The sequence below is a fragment of the Pseudomonas cavernae genome (assembly GCF_003595175.1).
Classification (GTDB): domain Bacteria; phylum Pseudomonadota; class Gammaproteobacteria; order Pseudomonadales; family Pseudomonadaceae; genus Aquipseudomonas; species Aquipseudomonas cavernae.
The window spans coordinates 4721161-4739942 of sequence record NZ_CP032419.1; the positions used below are offsets into that span (position 1 = coordinate 4721161).

Annotated in this window: 21 protein-coding genes; 9 read left to right on the top strand and 12 right to left on the bottom strand. The window is 67.8% G+C overall.

The features are described 5' to 3' along the window. Window positions 1-5 precede the first annotated feature (5 nt). The 8 genes from rsd to D3880_RS21495 form a co-directional block, all read right to left on the bottom strand. Complete coding sequence (gene rsd, locus D3880_RS21455; RefSeq protein ID WP_119895434.1) at window positions 6-479, bottom strand: sigma D regulator; 474 nt, start codon at window positions 477-479, stop codon at window positions 6-8. A 279-nt stretch (window positions 480-758) separates the two neighbouring features. Continuing rightward, window positions 759-1250, bottom strand: coding sequence for a disulfide bond formation protein B (locus D3880_RS21460; protein ID WP_119895435.1), 492 nt, complete (start codon window positions 1248-1250; stop codon window positions 759-761). A 112-nt stretch (window positions 1251-1362) separates the two neighbouring features. Next, on the bottom strand, window positions 1363-2616 hold the full coding sequence (locus D3880_RS21465; protein ID WP_119895436.1) for a heme biosynthesis protein HemY: 1254 nt from the start codon (window positions 2614-2616) through the stop codon (window positions 1363-1365). Continuing rightward, window positions 2613-3731 carry a uroporphyrinogen-III C-methyltransferase gene (locus D3880_RS21470; protein ID WP_119895437.1) on the bottom strand — a complete coding sequence of 373 codons (1119 nt, stop codon included), beginning with the start codon at window positions 3729-3731 and terminating at the stop codon, window positions 2613-2615. The genes D3880_RS21465 and D3880_RS21470 overlap by 4 nt, the downstream gene beginning before the upstream one ends. Before the next feature lie 16 nt (window positions 3732-3747). Continuing rightward, window positions 3748-4518: a uroporphyrinogen-III synthase gene (locus D3880_RS21475; RefSeq protein WP_119895438.1), complete on the bottom strand. Its 771-nt coding sequence runs from the start codon at window positions 4516-4518 to the stop codon at window positions 3748-3750. After that, a complete protein-coding gene (gene hemC / locus D3880_RS21480; RefSeq protein ID WP_119895807.1) occupies window positions 4515-5456 on the bottom strand; it encodes a hydroxymethylbilane synthase in 942 nt (313 codons plus the stop codon). The genes D3880_RS21475 and hemC overlap by 4 nt, the downstream gene beginning before the upstream one ends. A 266-nt stretch (window positions 5457-5722) precedes the next feature. After that, complete coding sequence (locus tag D3880_RS21490) at window positions 5723-6469, bottom strand: LytR/AlgR family response regulator transcription factor (protein WP_119895440.1); 747 nt, start codon at window positions 6467-6469, stop codon at window positions 5723-5725. Then, window positions 6466-7548, bottom strand: a complete 1083-nt coding sequence (locus D3880_RS21495) for a sensor histidine kinase (protein WP_119895441.1) — start codon at window positions 7546-7548, stop codon at window positions 6466-6468. The genes D3880_RS21490 and D3880_RS21495 overlap by 4 nt, the downstream gene beginning before the upstream one ends. A gap of 257 nt (window positions 7549-7805) precedes the next feature. Here D3880_RS21495 and argH point away from each other — a divergent pair, with 257 nt between their 5' ends. From argH to D3880_RS21520, 5 genes are all read left to right on the top strand, one after another. After that, a complete protein-coding gene (argH, locus tag D3880_RS21500) occupies window positions 7806-9200 on the top strand; it encodes an argininosuccinate lyase (RefSeq protein ID WP_119895442.1) in 1395 nt (464 codons plus the stop codon). 63 nt (window positions 9201-9263) lie between these two features. After that, the gene (locus tag D3880_RS21505) at window positions 9264-9749 is read left to right on the top strand and encodes a GNAT family N-acetyltransferase (RefSeq protein WP_119895443.1); all 486 of its coding nucleotides are present in this window, start codon (window positions 9264-9266) and stop codon (window positions 9747-9749) included. Window positions 9750-9761: 12 nt separating this feature from the next. Next, the gene (locus tag D3880_RS21510) at window positions 9762-10055 is read left to right on the top strand and encodes a hypothetical protein (RefSeq protein ID WP_119895444.1); all 294 of its coding nucleotides are present in this window, start codon (window positions 9762-9764) and stop codon (window positions 10053-10055) included. Window positions 10056-10173: 118 nt separating this feature from the next. Continuing rightward, window positions 10174-10425 carry a TIGR02647 family protein gene (locus tag D3880_RS21515; RefSeq protein ID WP_119895445.1) on the top strand — a complete coding sequence of 84 codons (252 nt, stop codon included), beginning with the start codon at window positions 10174-10176 and terminating at the stop codon, window positions 10423-10425. Window positions 10426-10515: 90 nt separating this feature from the next. Further along, entirely contained in the window at window positions 10516-13365 is a 2850-nt protein-coding gene (locus tag D3880_RS21520) for a class I adenylate cyclase (RefSeq protein ID WP_119895446.1), read from the top strand. Window positions 13366-13473: 108 nt separating this feature from the next. On the opposite strand, the gene rnk is transcribed toward D3880_RS21520, so the two are convergent. The 4 genes from rnk to D3880_RS21540 all read right to left on the bottom strand — a co-directional run bounded on the left by rnk (window position 13474) and on the right by D3880_RS21540 (window position 15694). Beyond that, window positions 13474-13881 (bottom strand): nucleoside diphosphate kinase regulator, encoded by a 408-nt coding sequence (gene rnk / locus D3880_RS21525; RefSeq protein ID WP_119895808.1) that lies wholly within the window; start codon window positions 13879-13881, stop codon window positions 13474-13476. Between the two features lie 201 nt (window positions 13882-14082). Then, window positions 14083-14247: a DUF1289 domain-containing protein gene (locus D3880_RS21530; protein WP_119895447.1), complete on the bottom strand. Its 165-nt coding sequence runs from the start codon at window positions 14245-14247 to the stop codon at window positions 14083-14085. Window positions 14248-14263: 16 nt separating this feature from the next. Beyond that, window positions 14264-14596 carry an iron donor protein CyaY gene (cyaY, locus tag D3880_RS21535; protein WP_119895448.1) on the bottom strand — a complete coding sequence of 111 codons (333 nt, stop codon included), beginning with the start codon at window positions 14594-14596 and terminating at the stop codon, window positions 14264-14266. A gap of 39 nt (window positions 14597-14635) precedes the next feature. Then, window positions 14636-15694 (bottom strand): AraC family transcriptional regulator, encoded by a 1059-nt coding sequence (locus D3880_RS21540; protein ID WP_119895449.1) that lies wholly within the window; start codon window positions 15692-15694, stop codon window positions 14636-14638. 145 nt (window positions 15695-15839) lie between these two features. Between D3880_RS21540 and lptM the strand changes: the two genes are divergently transcribed. From lptM to D3880_RS21560, 4 genes are read left to right on the top strand one after another with little or no spacing between them, the layout of a single operon-like run. Continuing rightward, window positions 15840-15980, top strand: coding sequence for an LPS translocon maturation chaperone LptM (gene lptM, locus D3880_RS21545; RefSeq protein WP_119895450.1), 141 nt, complete (start codon window positions 15840-15842; stop codon window positions 15978-15980). 13 nt (window positions 15981-15993) lie between these two features. Further along, a complete protein-coding gene (gene lysA, locus D3880_RS21550) occupies window positions 15994-17241 on the top strand; it encodes a diaminopimelate decarboxylase (RefSeq protein ID WP_119895451.1) in 1248 nt (415 codons plus the stop codon). A 10-nt stretch (window positions 17242-17251) separates the two neighbouring features. After that, window positions 17252-18082 carry a diaminopimelate epimerase gene (gene dapF, locus D3880_RS21555; protein ID WP_119895452.1) on the top strand — a complete coding sequence of 277 codons (831 nt, stop codon included), beginning with the start codon at window positions 17252-17254 and terminating at the stop codon, window positions 18080-18082. Next, window positions 18079-18780, top strand: coding sequence for a DUF484 family protein (locus tag D3880_RS21560; protein WP_119895453.1), 702 nt, complete (start codon window positions 18079-18081; stop codon window positions 18778-18780). Before dapF ends, D3880_RS21560 begins: the two co-directional genes overlap by 4 nt. Window positions 18781-18782: the final 2 nt, after the last annotated feature.

The following is an 18782-nucleotide window of genomic DNA, read 5'->3' on the forward strand; positions in this document are numbered from 1 at the left end:
CGTCTTCAGACGGCGGTGGAGGCACTTTGCCGATGGGCGTTGTGCAGCACTTCGATCAGGCAGTCTTCCAGCTCGAAGCGCTCGTGCAGCAACTGGCCGAGACGTTTCAGTTCGGTGCTGATGCCGGTGGTGTCCCGACAGTCGCCATTGTCACAGCGATCATTGAACGCCAGCGCCGCTTCGGTGATCGCTTCGATGCGCGGGTAAATTTGCTTGGCTAGTTCCAATCCACGCTGATCGCCAAAGGCCTTGGCCTCGCCGTTCAATTGTTCGTAGACCTCGAAATGTCCGGCCGACACATAGTCCACCAGAATCTCGCAGAAGCGCTGTATGGCTTCGGCATTGGCAGCCGCTGGTTGCGCATTACTCTGCAAGGTCTGGAAGGCGCTCACCAAGTCGTGGCGCTCCTGCAACCAACGGTCGATTAGCAGGTTGACCCCACCCCAACGTTCCTGGGCGTTCTGACAGCTCTCGAGCATGATGACCTCACTTCCCTTATCGATAGTGCTGTTTTACGTCCGCTCCGAGACGCTTTTTGTCAATCGGTGCTTGGTCACGATAAGGCACCGTCGAAAGGATACTTGTCCGGCGGAGCGTGAAGGCCAGAGTATGCCCGCAGGACCGCACCTTCAAGGCACAGAAACGGAAAAATTCATACGTACGTTTGACCCGTATCCCGCTAGCGGCGCGCCTTGCGAAAAGCCCATGGCGGCCGTCGGCATATGCCAGCCGGCGCGCGGGGCGGCGCATCGGGCGCCTCAGGCGCGGCGCAGCAATTGGAAGAACGCGAACAGAATCATGCCGGCGAACGCCAGCAGGCTCCACTCCGGAATGCTCAGGCCGAACAGCGTCCAGGTCACCTCGGCGCAGTCGGCGGTGCCATGCAGGACCAGCCGTACGATGTCCTGAAACGGCAGCGCCTCCATCATGTAGTCGAGGCTCGGCAGGCACGCTGGCAACTGATCGGCCGGCACGCTCTGCAGCCACACCTGACGCCCGGCGGTGGCCGCCCCGGCGACGGCGCTGAGCCCGGCCAGCAGCGCATAGACGCGCTGGCCCGGGCGCCCCGGCGCATGCACGGCAGCGATCAGGCAGAACACACCGAACAGGATGACGCAGATGCGCTGGACAATGCACAGCGGGCAAGGCTGCAGACCGACCACATGCTCGAGATACAGCGCGCCGCCCATCAGAGCCAGGCAACCGAGAAAGGCGAGGAAGAACAGCGAGCGAGGGCTGGCCAGCGACATGTCGTCTCCAAAGGAGGTGGGAAAGGTGGTTACGGTAGTGGAAACCACCGACGCCTTACAAGCCGAGGCCGCGCCGGTCTGGCGCGGCCTATCGGCGCAGGCCGACGGCGCCTCAGACGCGCGCCGGCGCGGGTAATGGCAGACTCGGCAGGTGCTGATCGAGCAGCGCCAGGCCCTCCTGGAACAGTTGATTGCTGCGCTCGGTCTCCCCCAGCTGGACCAGCAGACGTCCCAGCTCGGCGCAGGTCTGCGGGTGGCGGGCGAAGCTCAGGCTGCTCTCGAAGTACTCCCGCGCCTTGCCCCACAGCTGGTTCTGCAGGCACAGGCGGCCGAGGGCGAGCAGCAGGCTGGCGTCATCTGGATGCTCTTTCAGCCAGCCTTCGGCGGTCTGCAACTGGCGCGCCGGATCGCTGCCGCGCACCAGCCCGTAGAGACTCACGAGCTGGACGTCATAGTGCTGCTTGAGCGCCTTGCGCAGGACCTCCTCGGCCTCCTCCTGCGCGCCCAGCTGGCGCAGCTGCTCGGCATAGGCGGCGACCAGCACGGGATCCTGACGCTGGCCGCTTGGCAGCTGCTGCCAGGCCTGAGTGAGCGGCTGCAGCGCCGCTTCACCACCGTTCAGGCCGGCCTCGCCGGCGACGGCCAGACGCGCACTCCAGGCCTGCCGCTCGAGGGTGGCCAGCTCGTTTTCCGGCAACGCCTTGTGCTTGCGCAATTCCGGAAGCAAGGCGATCAGCGCCGACCAGTCGCCGCGCTGTTGCTGCACCTGCTGCAGCTGGCGCAGCACCTGATGATGCTGCGGATGGCGCTCGCGCATCACCTGCAGGGTTTCCAGCGCCGCGTCCAACTGGCCGCGCGCCTGCTGCAGCTCGGCATGCGCCAGGGCAATGGCCAGCTCGGCCTGCGGTTGGCGCTCCAGCGCGCGTTCCAACAAGGCATCGGCTTCAGCGTCCTCGCCGAGCTGCTGCGCCGCGCGGGCCGCACCGAGGTAATAGATCAGCGGCTGGCGCTCGCCTTCGGCGGCGCGCTTGAGATGGCGCAAGGCACGGGCCCAGCGGCCCTCGGCCAGATCCAGAAAGCCCTGCTCGGCGGCCAGCTGCAGCCGCCGCTGGCGATTGCGCCGCGACCACGGATTGACCACCCCACCGGAAACGAACAGCAGGCGGAACAGCAGACGCAAGGCATACAGCAGCAGCCAGGCCACCGCCAGCAGGGCGAGGAAGGCCCACAGGCTCGACTCGTAGCGAAAGCCCTTGTAGGCGAACAGCACGTAACCGGCATGTTCGCGGACAGCCACCCCGATTAGCGCGGCGGCGGCCAGCAGGACCAGGAGGATCAACACCACGCGCACGCGAGTCCGGGTCATGGCTGGGCTTCCTCCACCGTGGCCGCCGGCGCCGCCGGTTCAGTCGCCTGGCGCGGCGCCTGGCGGCGCAGCAGATACGCCTGCACGGCGGTCAGCGCCGGCCCCAGGTCGGGCATCGCGACCGCCACCGGCCGGTCGATCAACTCGTCGAGGCGCGCACGCAGGGCCTGGCTGTCCGGGTTGTCGGCGTTGAAGCTGGTATCCAGTACGCTGCGCGCCTGTTCCAGCGCTTGCCGATACACCGCGCTCTGACCGTTCAAGGCCGCCCACTGCGCCTGCTCGAGGGCCAAGGTCAAGGCCAGGCGCACCTGGGTCAGGCTCTGCCCGGCAAGCAGCGGGCGGATGTTCTGGTCGGCATCGAAGTCGATGCGGATGTAGCGCGACAAGGCGTCCCACCATTGCGCCCAACGGCTGCTGCCGTCACCCTCGGCGGTCAGGCTGAAGTCGCCGTCGCCCTGGCTGGCGAAGGCCGGCGCCAGGGCATTGAGCTGCGCCGCCTGGGCGCGCAGGGCACCGAGCTGGAGGAACAGGCCGGTGCGGTCCAGTTCGGCCAGGCTGCGCAGGGCCAGCAGGCTCTTGGCCAGTTGCTCGCGGGCGGCGAAGCTGGCCGGGTCGTCCTGATCGCGGAGGATGTCATCGGCGCCCCGCACCAGCACCGTGGCGCTGTTGACGTCCTGCAGGGCCGACAGGCGCAGGCTGGCCAGGCGCAACAGGTGCTCGGCTTCGGCCAGGCGCCAATCCTGGCGGCTGGCGCCGAGCACGGTTTCCAGACGTTTGCTCAGCTGCTGCTGGTCGCCTTGCAACTGGGCGAGCAGGCGCCGGCGCGCTTCCAACTCATCGGCCGTCGGCAGCTGCGTCAGTTGCGCGGCCAACCCCTGCTCGCGCTGGCTGAGCGCCTGCACCTGGCTGCGCGCGTCTTCCAGTTGGCCGAGCTGCTGCTGTGCGCGCGCCTCGAGGTTGTGCATCTGCCAGAGGCCGAAGCCGGCGGCAGCCGCACCAGCGGCGCCGAGCAGCAAGGCGAGGAGCGCCAGACCATTGCCACGGCGCGCGGGCGCTGCGGGCGTTCCCGGAAGCCGTTGCTTGTCGTCTTGGGGAAAGGATGCTTCTTCGCTCACGTATCCGTCCTTTGCATCAGAGGGCTGGTGCGGGCTGTTCCCGCAATGCCGCCAGCAAGGCCGCGGCGCTGGCGCCACGGCAATCCACAACAATCTGGGCCCCGGCCGCGCGCGCCAGTTCGGCGACCCGCGGGCTGGGTACGAACAAGGGTAGCCGCGCCAGCTCGGGCCATGCCGCGGCGGCCAGTTCGCGCAGGTGCTCGAAGCCCTGCCCACTGCTGACCACCAGACCGTTCAGGCGTTCCGCGTCGACCCGCTGCGCCACGGCCTGCGCGGGGTATTCCGGCAGCACGCGGCGATACAGTGGCAGATAGTCGACCGTCACGCCTTGGCCGCGCAAGCAGTCGGCGAGGAACTCTCGGCCACCCTCGCCGCGCAGGATCAACACCCGCGGTGCGGGCACCGCCAGGGCCGCCTGCAGACGCGGCAGCGCCAACAGCGCCTCGCTGTCATCGGCAGCGGCGGGATAGCTGACCTCCAAGCCATAGTCTTCGAGGATCTGCGCGGTGGCGGCGCCGACGCTGAACCAGGCCTGGTGCGCCGGCGGCTGCGGCCAGTAGCGGTCGAGCAGCTCCAGGCCGAGGCGCGCGGCCGGCTTGCTGACGGCGATCACCGCGCAGTAGCGATCCAGCTCGAGAATGGTGGCGCGCTGCTCGGCGCTTTCCGCCAGCGGCTGGATGTCGAGCAGCGGCAGGCTGCTGCTGAACACACCCTGCTCGGCCAGGCTGGCGGCCAGCGCCGCGCACTCGTCGGCCGGGCGCGTCAGCAGCAGGCGCCAGGCCGTCACGGGTGGTCGACCTCGCCGTAGACCCCCTCGAGAATGGCGGCGGCGCCCTGCGCCAGCAGATCCTCGGCGACGCGCACACCGAGTGCTTCGGCCTCGCTCGCCGGGGCATGCGCCTCGGCGCGCAGCAGCAGGCCGCCATCCGGCTGACCGACCAGGCCGCGCAGCCACAGCTGCTCGCCGTCCAGCTCGGCATAGCAGGCGATTGGCACTTGGCAGCCGCCATTCAGACGCTTGTTCAGGGCGCGCTCGGCGCTCACCCGCAGCGCGGTATCGCGGTGATGCAGCGGCGCCAGGAGGGCGTGGATCTCACTGTCGGCGCTGCGGCACTCGATGCCCACCGCGCCCTGGCCACCGGCCGGCAGGCTGTCGGCGACGCTGAGCGCGGAGCGGATGCGCGCCTCGAAGCCGAGGCGGATCAGCCCGGCGGCGGCGAGGATGATGGCGTCGTAGTCGCCGGCATCCAGCTTGGCCAGGCGGGTGTTGACGTTGCCGCGCAGGAACTGGATCCGCAGGTCCGGCCGGCGGGCCAGCAGTTGGGCCTGGCGGCGCAGGCTGGAAGTGCCGACCACGCTACCGGCGGGTAGCTCGTCGAGGCTGGCGTAGGTGTTGGAGACGAAGGCATCGCGCGGGTCTTCGCGCTCGCAGATGCAGTACAGGCCGAGCCCGGCGGGAAAATCCATCGGCACGTCCTTCATCGAGTGCACGGCGATGTCCGCCTCATTCTCCAGCAGCGCGGTTTCCAGCTCCTTGACGAACAGGCCCTTGCCGCCGATTTTCGCCAACGGCGCATCGAGCAGCTTGTCGCCGCGGCTGACCATAGGCACCAGGCTGACCCGCAGGCCGGGATGGGCCTGCTCGAGACGGGCTTTGACGTATTCGGCCTGCCAGAGGGCCAGGGCACTTTTGCGGGTGGCGATGCGGATTACGCGGGACATGATCACTTCCGGGAGCGGGACTTACGGAAATGATAACAGGCCAGCCGACCTCAGGCGCAGCGGCCCGGCCGGCGCCGCGCGGACGTTGGCCTAGGGTCTGTTGACGTTTCGTCGCGAACCGCGTTGCCGCGCAACCCGCAGGGACGGGCCTGTTTTTGCGCGGCGCGTCGTTGCTCGACGCTCATTTGGAACGACCAAACTTCACGTCTCGCGCCTAGCCCCGCGCAAAAACAGGCTCCGTCGCGGCCGTGACGAAACGTCAACAGACCCTAGAGATTCTGCATCAGCTTGCGCACGCCGGCGACATGCCGGCGACTGACGATCAGCGCATCGCCATTGAAGCCCTTGAGGTACAGCTGGAAATGCCCGAGCGGTGTGCGCTGCAAGCGCTCGATACGCTCGCGGGCGACCAGCGCGTTGCGGTGGATGCGCACGAAGCGGTCGCCGAACTCGTCCTCCAGCGCCTTCAGCGGCTCGTCCAGCAGCACCTCGCCGCCCTCGTGGCGCAGGGTCACGTACTTGTGGTCGGCGATGAAATAGAGCACCTGATCCAGCGGCACCAACTCGATGCCTTTGCGTGTACGCGCGCTGATATGGCTGCGCGGGCCTTGACCGGTTTCCGCCGCCGGCCGGGTCAGCGCCGCCAGCTGCACGCGGTTCGGCCGTTCGGCTTTTTTCAACGCCTCGGCCAGATTTTCCGCGCGCACCGGTTTGACCAGATAGCCGACCGCGCTGACCTGGAAGGCTTCGAGGGCGAACTCATCATGGGCGGTGCAGAAAATCACCGCCGGCGGCGCTTCGCGCTCACACAACTTGGCCGCGACTTGCAGGCCATCCAGGCCGGGCATGCGGATGTCCAACAGAACGACATCCGGCTTCAGGCTGTCGATCAGCGTCAACGCCTCTTCGCCATTGCTGGCGCCAGGCTCCAGGACGCGGTAACCCTCGAGTTCGCCGACCATGCGGCTGAGGCGCTCGCGGGCTAATGGTTCGTCATCGGCAATCAGGACATTCATAGTGCTCTGGCTTCCTGCGTGAGTCTCGCACAAGGATAGCGTAGACAGGTGAAGTGGCGCCCGTCACGGCGATCCACGCTCAGACTCGCGCGCGGCCCGAAAAGTGCCGCGAGGCGCGCGTCAATATTCACCAGCGCCTGCTGCGTACCACGCGACGGTTGACGACTGCCGCCTTCGTCATAGGGGTTGCTGACGCAGAGCAGAAACACCCCCTCCGTATATTCGGCCTCGACCCGCACCAGACCGCCCTCGATGCGCGGCTGAATGCCATAGATCAAGGCATTCTCCAGCAACGGCTGCAGCGTCAGCTGCGGAATCGGCAGGTCCGCGGGCACGCCCTCGACCTGCCACTCCAACTGTAGCCGCTCGCCCAGCCGATACTGCTCGATCGACAGGTAGCGCTGGCTCAGCGCCAGCTCCTCGCTCCAGGGCACCAGGCTGCCCGGTTTGGCCAGGCTGGCGCGAAACAGATCGGACAGATCCAGTACCGCCTGCTCGGCCTTGTGCGGATCGACCACCACCAGACTGGCGATGCTGTTCAGGCTGTTGAACAGGAAGTGCGGGCGAATCCGCGCCTGCAGCGACTCGATGCGCGCCCGCAGTTCGGCCTGTTGCTGGCGGCGCCATTGGCTCTGCAGATAGAAGTAGCGTAGCAGCAGCGCCGACATGATCAGGCTGATCAGGCCGTGGCGCAGGTACAGGTTGAGTTCGCCACTGCCCGGCAGTGGACCGCCGAGATCGTAGTAGTCGGCGACGGCGGTGCAGCCGAGCGCCAGCAGCAGCACGATCAGGCAGCACAGCAAGCCGGCATGACCCGCACGCAGGCGCGACAGCAACGGGCGCAGGCGACACAGCAGGGCGGCCGAAAGCAGCACGTTCCACTGCACGAACAGCGAAGTCAGGGCCAGGCGCACCCAGTTGAAGCCCGGCTGCATCGGTTCGGCCAGCACCAGTGCCAGCACCAGCAGCTCGGCGAGCAACACCAGCACCAGCAGTGCCTCGGGCAGGCACAGCTCGGGCAGGAAGAAGTCGTCGTTGGGCGCCGCGGTGTTTTGGTTTGGGGTCGGGTCGATTCGCATCCGCGCAGTTTCCGCATGGCCGGGCGAGGCGGCAAGGTGGCCGGCTCGGCTAATCCACAATAAAAGCACTGAAATAACCAACAGTGCTAAAAATTGTGAGCAAACCAAGGCTTGCGTTGCATTCATGCCCGGCGGCAGACGACAACGCGCCACGCCGCCTTTGCCGTCGAGCCTGTTATTATTCGCCCCACGTTATCCGCCACGCCGGCCGCCGCCCGCGGCCTGCCCGTTCCATGCGCACCAGCCGAGCGAATCCCATGAGCAGCGAAAAAACCAACCAGTCCTGGGGCGGCCGCTTCAGCGAACCCGTCGACGCCTTCGTCGCCCGCTTCACCGCCTCCGTCGATTTCGACCAGCGCCTGTACCGCCACGACATCATGGGCTCGATCGCCCACGCGACCATGCTGGCCAAGGTCGGCGTACTCACCACCGATGAGCGCGACGCCATCGAGGCCGGGCTGAAGCTGATCCAGAGCGAGATCGAGACCGGCACCTTCGGCTGGCGCGTCGACCTGGAAGACGTGCACATGAACATCGAGGCACGCCTGACCGACCGCATCGGCGTCACCGGCAAGAAGCTGCACACCGGCCGCTCGCGCAACGACCAGGTGGCCACCGACATCCGCCTGTGGCTGCGCGACGAGATCGACCTGATCCTCGCCGAAATCAGCCGCCTGCAGCAGGGCCTGCTGGAGCAGGCCGAGCGTGAAGCCGAGACCATCATGCCCGGCTTCACCCACCTGCAGACCGCCCAGCCGGTGACCTTTGGCCATCACCTGCTGGCCTGGTTCGAAATGCTCAGCCGCGATTACGAGCGCCTGGTCGACTGCCGCAAGCGGGTCAACCGCATGCCGCTCGGCTCGGCGGCCCTGGCCGGCACCACCTACCCGATCCAGCGCGAGATCACCGCGCAGCTGCTCGGCTTCGACGCGGTCGGCGGCAACTCGCTGGACGGCGTGTCCGATCGCGACTTCGCCATCGAGTTCTGCGCTGCCGCCGCGCTGGCGATGATGCACCTGTCGCGCTTCTCCGAAGAGCTGGTGCTGTGGACATCCGCGCAGTTCCAGTTCATCGACCTGCCGGATCGCTTCTGCACCGGCTCCTCGATCATGCCGCAGAAGAAGAACCCCGACGTGCCGGAGCTGGTGCGCGGCAAGAGCGGCCGGGTGTTCGGCGCGCTGATGGGCCTGCTGACCCTGATGAAGGGCCAGCCGCTGGCCTACAACAAGGACAACCAGGAAGACAAGGAACCGCTGTTCGACGCCGCCGACACCCTGCGCGATTCGCTGCGCGCCTTCGCCGACATGATCCCGGCGCTCAAGCCCAAGCGCGACGTGATGCGCGAAGCGGCGCGTCGCGGTTTCTCCACCGCCACCGACCTGGCCGACTATCTGGTGCGCAAGGGCCTGCCGTTTCGCGATTGCCACGAGATCGTCGGCCACGCGGTGAAATACGGCGTCGACAGCGGCAAAGACCTGGCCGAGATGAGCCTCGCCGAGCTGCGCCAGTTCAGCGACCAGATCGGCGACGACGTGTTCGCCGTGCTGACCCTGGAAGGCTCGGTCAACGCCCGCGACCATATCGGCGGCACCGCGCCGAATCAGGTGCGTGCGGCGGTGGCACGCGGCAAGGCACTGTTGGCTAGCCGCTGAGGCTGTGCCGCCCCTCTCCCGCTTGCGGGAGAGGGGACTACCCACCGACCGCCGAGTCCCGCCATGAGCCTGCATATCCGCCCCGCCACCCCTGCAGACGCCGCGCTGATCCTGCGCTTCATCACCGATCTGGCCATCTACGAGAAGGCCGAGCACGAGGTGCAGACCGACGTCGCCGGCATCCGGGCCAGCCTGTTCGCCAGCGGCTCCACCAGCCATGCGCTGATCTGCGAGCAGGACGGCCAGCCGATCGGCTACGCGGTGTACTTCTTCAATTACTCGACCTGGCTGGGCAAGCACGGCCTGTATCTGGAAGACCTCTACATCCGCCCCGAGGCACGCGGCCTGGGTGCCGGCAAGGCGCTGCTGCGGCACCTGGCACAGCTTGCGGTGGCGCGCGGCTGCGGCCGCTTCGAATGGTCGGTGCTGGACTGGAACGCGCCGGCCATCCAGTTCTATCAAGCCATCGGCGCCCGCCCGCAGGACGAGTGGGTGCTCTACCGTCTGACCGGCGACGCGCTCACCCGCTTCGCCAGCGGACAGGATTAAGGAGATCCACCCATGACCGACCAGAACGACCGCGACGACGAAGCCTTCGCCGAAGCCACCCTCACCCAGGCCATCGAGAATCAGCTGGAAACCGGCAATCCGCCGGCCGCCCAGGCTGTCTTCAACAAGCTGACCCTGGTCGGCTACGCGCGCGAGGAAATCCTCCAGCTGATGGCCCTGGTGCTGGCCCACGAGATCGACGCCATGCTCGAGGCCGACCGGCCGTTCGACAGCGCCTGGTACGAGCAGGCCCTGCGCGCCCTGCCGGAGCTGCCGGGCGAGGCCGCCGAGAGCGACGACGCCTGAGTTTTCCCCCGCCGCGGCAGCGACGCGGCTACACTGCAGGAACCCGCCGCCGGCTGGCGGCGCGGCGCAGGCCGACCCATCCGGGTCCGGCCGACAATCATAAGAATCGGGAGCGACCATGGCCTTTACCCCTGAGCTGATTGCCGAACTGGAAATCCTCGCGCTGTACAACCTGGACAACACCCAAGAAGGCATCAAGGTCCACAACAACGCCAATCCCAAGGCCCAAGGCGCCATCAGCCGCCTGTACCGCAAGGGCCTGGTCAACCAGCCCGATGGCGGCTATCTGACCAGTCTCGGCCTGGACGCCGCCGAGCATGCCCAGGTGCTGCTGACCATCCTCAGCGCCGAGCCCGCGCACTCAAGCTAAGCCACCTTCGCGCCGATACAGCGAGCACAGCCTGCCCCGCCGTCCGCGACGGCTGCTAGGCTGTGCCACCCCCACTGCTCGGCCCGCACCATGACCCACCGCGAAGAAATCCGCCCGGACATCGACGACGGCATCGACCGTAAGGTCCTGGCGCAGCTGCGCGCGCGCTTTCTCCGGGTCAACGGCGGGCGCCTGCAGCGGGCCATGCAGGCGCTGTCGACGCGCCAGCAACTGGTGCTCAAGCTGCTGCCGCTGCTGCTGCATGTGAACCACCCACTGCTGCCCGGCTATGTCTCCGCGACCACCCCGGCCGGCCTGTGCGGCTACGAGCCGGATGCCGACACCCTCGCCGAAGCCCAGCGCCTGACCCGCTCGTTCACCTACAAGGCCCGCCGCGGCCACCCAGCGCTGCCGCTCCACGGCCTGTTCCTGATGGGCAGCCTGGGCACCGTGGCGCAGGCCGAGCTGAGCGACATGGACCTGTGGGTCTGTCACGCCCCGGAGCTGGACGCCCAGGCGCTGGCCGAGCTGCGCAGGAAGTGCGACTTGCTGGAAAGCTGGGCCGCCAGCCAGGGCGCCGAGGCGCACTGCTTCCTGGTCGATCCGGCGCGCTTCACCGCCGGCGCCCGCGAGGCGCAGCTGAGTTCCGACGACTGCGGCACCACTCAGCATTACCTGCTGCTCGACGAGTTCTACCGCACCGCGATCTGGCTCGGCGGGCGCACGCCGCTGTGGTGGCTGGTGCCAGTGTACGAGGAGGCGCGCTACGCCGAGTACTGCCACACGCTGCTGTCCAAGCGCTTCGTACGCGCCGACGAGGTGCTCGACCTCGGCCATCTGGCGCAGATTCCGCCGGGCGAGTTCATCGGCGCCGGCATGTGGCAGCTGTACAAGGGCATCGAGTCGCCCTACAAGTCGGTGCTCAAGCTGCTGCTCACCGAGGTCTACGCCAGCGAGCATCCGCGGGTCGAATGCCTGGCGCTGCGCTTCAAGCAGGCGGTGTTCGCCAACCGCCTCGACCTCGACGAGCTCGACCCCTATGTGATGGTCTACCGCCGCCTGGAGGAATACCTCGACGCACGCGGTGAACGCGAGCGCCTCGAACTGATCCGCCGCTGCCTGTACCTGAAGGTCAATAAGAAACTCAGCAGCCCGCCGCGCAACCGGCGCAAGAGCTGGCAACGCCTGCTGCTCGAACGCCTGACCGGCGCCTGGCAGTGGGACGCCCGCCAGCTGGCGACGCTCGACAGCCGCAGCCAGTGGAAGGTGCGCCAGGTCGGCGCCGAGCGGCGCCTGCTGGTCAACGAGCTGACCTACAGCTACCGCTTCCTCTCCCAGTTCGCCCGCAGCCAGCAGGCCGTCAGTTCGCTCAACAGCCGCGACCTCGGCGTACTCGGCCGACGTCTGTACGCGGCCTTCGAGCGCAAGGCCGGCAAGGTCGAATTCATCAACCCGGGGATCGCCCCCGACCTCGGCGAGGACAGCCTCACCCTGGTCCACTGCGCGAATGTAGATAATCCCCAGGACAGCCAGTGGGCACTGTTCCACGGCAACCTCAACGCCCAGGAATGGCCGGACTTCGCCCCGCTGAAACGCACGCGCGCGTTGATCGAGCTGCTCGCCTGGTGCCATCGCAACGGTGTGATCGACGCCAGCACGCGCTTGTCGCTGCACCCGGGCGGCAGCGACCTCGGCGAGTTCGAGCTGAACAACCTGCTGAGCAGTCTGCAGCAGGCCATCCCGCTGCCGCTGCCGCCGGTGGCGGAAAGCGCCCTGCTGCAGGCCAACGCGCCGCGCGAAGTGCTGTTGCTGGTCAACGTCGGTCGCGACCCGCTGCGCCAGCACAGCCAGATGAATGTGCACATGACCAGCGAGCGCACCGACGCCCTGGGCTATGCCGGGGTGCGCGACAACCTGGTGCTGAGCCTCGACCAGGTCAGCCTGAACAGCTGGAACGAACTCTTGGTCAACCGCTACGACGGCCCGCACGCATTGCTCGACTGCCTGCGCGACTACCTCAACAGCCTGCCGGCCGACGGGCCCCGCCCGCGCCTGCGGGTGCGCTGTTTCTGCCGCAATCGCGCCACGGCGATCGCCGAACGGGTCGAGCAACTGTTCGCCGACGTGCTCGCCAACTTCAGCGGCGCGCAGCGCGACCGCTACCTGCTGCAGGTACAGCAGCGCTACCACCTGCTGGAGCTGAGCCCCGGCCAGGTCAGCCATACCGCGCTGGACAACCTGCCGGCGCTGCTCGACCAACTCGGCACGGCACGCCCCGGCTACAGCCCGCTGCGCCTCGACCGCCACGCGCTGGAGGGCGAGGACCTGGCGCTGATCCTGCCGCTCGGCCGCGCCGATTGCCTGCAGGTGTTCTACCGCCTGCACGGCGACCAGGCCGAGTTGACCGTGCTCGACGAGCACAATGCGCTGTGGCGCCAACGCCTGCCGTTCCACGATGAACAGAGCCTCTTGACCCCCTTGCAGCGTTTCCTGCAGTCGCTGCTGTATCGGCGCAACGCCATGCTGGCGCTGGACGAGCCGCTGCCACCGGCTCCGCTGGACGTGCTCTATTACCAGGTGCTGCCGGCCGCGCCGCAGCGCGCCCTGCGCCTCGAACCGCGCACCGCGCCCGAGGCCGCGGTCAGCCACCCGTTCTACGACGTGCAGGCCATCGTCGAGCCGCACGAGGGCAGCCGCGCCCAGGTCACCCTGTACTGCAACCACCGCGAATTCTCCGAACTGGAATACGGCGCCGATCTCTATCACGCCGTGGCCCGCCACATCCTCGCCCAGCGCAGCGGCAATGCGCGCTACCCCTGCTACCTCACCGACCTCGACCTGTCGCGGGTGCTCGGTGGCGGGCAGATCCAGAGCATTCACTACCTGCATTACAAGGCGCGCCTGGAAACGGCGCTGAACCAGGCGCTGCAGAACGCCTAATGTCCGGCCTGTAGGTTGGGTTGAGCGCAGCGATAGCCAACGCGGTGTATCAGGACGATTGATGGGTATCGCGTTGCTCAACTTATCCTACGAGTTGCGCCGTGAACCTCAGCGCCGGTATTCGCCGGCCGCTTCGGGCTGATACTCGACGTCGAGCAGGGTCAGCCTGATGGTCTTGCCGGCCGGGCCCGGCCAGTCGATGTGCTGGCCGACCGACAGGCCGAGCAGCGCGCTGCCGACCGGCGCGAGGATCGACACCGTGCCCTCGCCGCCGGCGTCCTGCGGGTAGACCAGGGTCAGGTGGTATTCCCTGCCGCTGTTGTCGTCGCGGCAGTAGACCCGCGAGTTCATCGTCACCACCCCGGCAGGCACCTCATCGAGGCCCACCACCTGGGCCCGCGCCAACTCCTGCTCCAGCGCCAGGGCACCGGGGCCGAATTCCTCCAGGCTGTCGAGCAGACGTTCCAGGCGTTGCAGGTCAAGGCGGGTGATGGTGATCGACGTTGTGTTGCTCATGATGAAGGCCATTCTCCTGGCGACGGACACAGAAAAAGCACAGCCCCCACCGGGCAGGCCGTGTGAAAACGTCGGATAACCGAGCGCTATGGTGTTCACACGGTCTGCGAAGACGGGGGGTTTCGCGCGATTGGGTATAGCCCGACCGTAGCACAGCCGGACAAATAAACAATACTGGCCAGTCCGTCGGCGCCGATCGGCTCAGCCGAGGCGTTGGCCTAGGCGCGCCTGCGCCAGCCGGCAGATCTGCCGCCGGCGCTCGTTGTCGGCCGCGCTCCACTCGCGGATCTCCGCCAGCGAGCGGCCGCAACCGAGGCAGATGTCCTGGCGCTCGAGGCAGCACTGGCGGCGGCAGGGCGACGCCACGGGCGCCGGCGCCGCCTCAGAGCTCGTCGAACTCAAGCGACTCACCGCTCTGCTCGAAGGTGATGCGCGCCAGCATCTCGCCCAGCAGCTCGTCGCTGCTGTCGCACACCCAGCGCTCGCTGGCCGGGTCGTAGTCGAAGTGGAAACCGCCGGAACGCGCCGCCAGCCACAGCTGGCGGATCGGCTCCTGGCGGCTGAGGATCAACTGCGTGCCGTTGGCGAAGCGCACGGTCAGCACCCCGGCAGAGTTTTCCAGATCGAGGTCCAGGTCGCTGTCATCGAAAATGTCTTCCACAGCCTGCTGGGCAGCATCGACCAGATCGTGGAAACGGGCTTCGCTCAAACTCATCGGGTGACACCTCAAAAGGGCTATTCGGTAGCGGCGAGTTCATTCGCCTGAAGGGGTCGGCGGCAAGCTCAGGCTGCGCCGGTATTCGGCCGGGCTCTGCCCGGTCCAGCGCTTGAACGCGCGGGCCAGCGAGCCGGGTTCGCTGAAGCCGACGAAGAAGGCGATGTCGGCCAGCTCCAGCGCCGGGTCACGCAGATAATGCAGCACCAGCAGCTGGCGCGTCTCGTCGACCAACTGACTAAAGGATAACCCGGCCTCGCGCAGGCGGCGCTGCAAGGTGCGCGGGCTCAGTTGCAACTGCTGCGCCAGACGCTCGAGGTCGGGCCCCTGTTCGGCCAACTGGCGCGCCAGCGGCAGACGCGCGCGATCGAGCACGCTGTGGCCCTGCCGCAGTTCGCGCAGCAAGCGCTCGGCATAGGCATCCAGCGGGCCGCGCACCAGCGCATCGGCCTGGCCGAGCGGCGCGGCGAGCAGACGCTTGGGGAACACCAATGCGTTGTCGGCCTGGCCGAACAGCACCGGACAGCGGAACAGGCGCCGGTGCTCGGAAGTATCGGCAGGCGCCGCATGCTGGAAGCGTACCTCGGTCGGCGGCTCGTCCAGGCCGCTGATCCAATGGCCGAAGGTGACCCAGCCGGCCAGGGTTTCCTCGCTGGTCTGGCGCTGCTGCAGGGCCAGCAAGGGCTGCCAGCTGTGCGCGACCTGGGCTTCCTGACCGGCCCGCGGCGGCTCGTCGGCGAGGTCGACGCGGCCGAGATTGCCCACCAGCGCGGCATAGCGCGCCTGGCGATGCAGGGCGTCGCCGAGGGTCGCACAACTCATCAGCAGATAGCCGAGCACGCCGTAATAGCCGGGGCGCACCGCCTCGCCGAGGTGCAGGCCGAGCTGCTCGTCGCCGGTCAGGCTGACGCCCAGGCCGAGCAGCTTGAGGTAAGTGCTGGCGGCGATGCGCTGGTCGCGCTGGCCGAGAATCGCCGGACTCAGCTGGGCCTCGGCGAGCAGCGTCGCCGGCGCGATGCCCTGGCGCTGCAGGTAATCCACCAGCCCCTGCAGGTAGGCGACCGAAACCGAACTGACCAACGTGGCGGGACTGTCCATCGCAACTCCTGAGTGACTCCGCGGCTCCTCGCCGCGCCCCGCCAGCCCCGGCAAAGCCGCGCCGGACGGGAGCCGCGGCGCATAGGCAAGGCGCCGGGGGGTCGGTATACTCCGGCGCAATTCACGCTTTTACAAGGATTTCGCCATGAAGCGCCTGCTGCTTCCCTTCCTCGTCCTTGCCGTCCTTGGCGGCGCGCTCGCCGGCTGCGGCCAGAAAGGCCCGCTGTATCACCCGGGCGACGAAAAAGCCGCGAAACAACACGAAAAAGACGTCTACGAATTCTAAAGGAGGCATCTAGATGGAGGCCTTCAACTACCGCGACGGCACCCTGTTCGCGGAGGGCGTGGCGTTGTCCACCATTGCCGAGCGCTTCGGCACCCCGACTTACGTTTACTCGCGCGCCCATATCGAGGCGCAGTTCCGTGCCTATGCCGAGGCCCTGGCCGGCCTGCCGCATCTGGTCTGCTTCGCGGTCAAAGCCAACTCCAACCTCGGCGTGCTGAATGTCCTGGCGCGCCTCGGTGCCGGCTTCGACATCGTCTCCCGCGGCGAGCTGGAGCGCGTGCTGGCGGCCGGCGGCGAACCTTCCAAGATCGTCTTCTCCGGCGTCGGCAAGACCCGCGACGACATGCGTAGGGCGCTGGAAGTGGGCGTGCACTGCTTCAACGTCGAGTCCAGCGTCGAGCTCGAGCGCCTGCAACAGGTCGCCGCCGAACTCGGGGTCAAGGCGCCGGTGTCGCTGCGGGTCAACCCGGACGTCGATGCCGGCACCCACCCCTACATCTCCACCGGCCTCAAGGAAAACAAGTTCGGCATCGCCATCGCCGACGCCGAGGCGGTCTACGCCCGTGCCGCCGAGCTGGCGAACCTGGAAGTGGTCGGCGTCGACTGCCACATCGGTTCGCAGCTGACCAGCCTGCCGCCGTTCCTCGATGCCCTCGAGCGCCTGCTCGGGCTGATCGACCGCCTGGCCGCGCGCGGCATCCACATCCGCCACCTCGACCTCGGCGGCGGTCTCGGCGTGCGCTACCACGACGAGAACCCGCCGCTGGCCGGCGACTACATCGCCGCCGTGCGCGAGCGCATCCAGGGCCGAGACCTGGCCCTGGTGTTCGAGCCGGGCCGCTTCATCGTCGCCAACGCCGGCGTGCTGCTGACCCAGGTGGAATACCTCAAGCACACCGAGCACAAGGACTTCGCCATCGTCGATGCGGCGATGAACGACCTGATCCGCCCGGCGCTGTACCAGGCCTGGATGGACGTGGTGGCGGTACAGCCACGCGACGCCGCGCCGCGTGCCTACGACATAGTCGGGCCGATCTGCGAAACCGGCGACTTCCTGGCCAAGAACCGCCAGCTGGCGCTGGCCGAAGGCGACCTGCTGGCCGTGCGCTCGGCCGGTGCCTACGGCTTCGTCATGAGTTCCAACTACAACACCCGCGGCCGCGCCGCCGAGGTGCTGGTGGATGGTGAACAGGCCCACGAGGTGCGCCGCCGCGAACCCCTTGCGGAACTCTATGCCGGCGAAAGCCTGCTGCCGCAGTGAGGGTGCAGCCATGCTATTACGCTTCACCAAGATGCACGGCCTCGGCAACGACTTCATGGTCCTCGACCTGATCAGCCAGCACGCGCACATCCTGCCCAAGCATGCCAAGCAGTGGGGCGACCGCCACACCGGCATCGGCTTCGACCAGCTGCTGCTGGTCGAGGCGCCGAACAACCCGGACGTCGACTTCCGCTACCGCATCTTCAACGCCGACGGCTCGGAAGTGGAGCAGTGCGGCAACGGCGCGCGCTGCTTCGCCCGTTTCGTGCAGGACAAGCGCCTGACGGTGAAGAAGCAGATCCGCGTCGAGACCAAGAGCGGCATCATCGAGCTGAACGTGCGTAACGACGGCCAGATCACCGTCGACATGGGCGCGCCGCGGCTTGCGCCGCAACAGATCCCGTTCCAGGCCGACGCCGAGGCGCTCAGCTACCACGTCGGGGTCGGCGCGCAGACGGTCGAACTGGCCGCCGTGTCGATGGGCAACCCGCATGCGGTGCTGCGCGTCGAGGACGTCGACCAAGCGCCGGTGCATGAACTGGGGCCGCAGCTGGAGCACCATCCGCGCTTCCCGCAGCGGGTCAACGTCGGCTTCCTCCAGGTCGTCAACCGCCAGCAGGCCAAGCTGCGCGTCTGGGAACGCGGCGCCGGGGAGACCCAGGCCTGCGGCACCGGCGCCTGCGCGGCGGCGGTGGCGGCGATCCGCCAGGGCTGGATGGACTCGCCGCTGCAGCTGGAACTGCCCGGCGGCAAGCTGGCCATCGAGTGGGCAGGCCCGGGGCAGCCGGTTATGATGACCGGACCCGCCGTTCGCGTGTTTGAAGGACAGGTTCGCCTATGACCGACCAGCGCCAGGATCCGCCCGCGCCACTCGACTCCGCCAGCGTCGTCGCCTATCTGCGCCAGCATCCGGAGTTCTTCGTCGATCACGAGGAGCTGATCCCCGAGCTGCGCATCCCGCACTCGCCGGGCGAGGCGGTGTCGCTGGTGGAACGCCAGGTCAAGCTGCTGCGCGAGCGCAACATTGAGATGCGCCATCGTCTGTCGCAGCTGATGGACGTGGCCCGCGACAACGACCGCCTATTCGACAAGACCCGCCGCCTGGTGCTCGACCTGCTCGACGCCACCAGCCTGGAGGAAGTGGTCGGCGCCGTGGAAGATAGCCTGCGCCATGAGTTCCAGGTCGCGCATGTCGGCCTGATCCTGTTCAACGACAGCCCGCAGCCGGTCGGCCGCTGGGTCAGCAGCGCCGAGGCGCACCAGGCCATCGGCGGCCTGCTGGCCGGCGGCAAGACCGTCTGCGGCGTGTTGCGCAGCCAGGAGCTGGAATTCCTCTTCGGCGCCGAAGCGGTGGCCCAGGTCGGCTCCGCCGCGGTGGTCGCCCTGACTCATCAGGGCCTGCACGGCGTGCTGGCGATTGGCAGCCCGGACCCGCAGCACTACAAGAGCTCGCTCGGCACTCTGTTCCTCGGCTACATCGCCGAAGTCCTCGCCCGCGTGCTGCCGCGCTACGCCATGCCGCTGCGCTCGGTGCGCTAGCC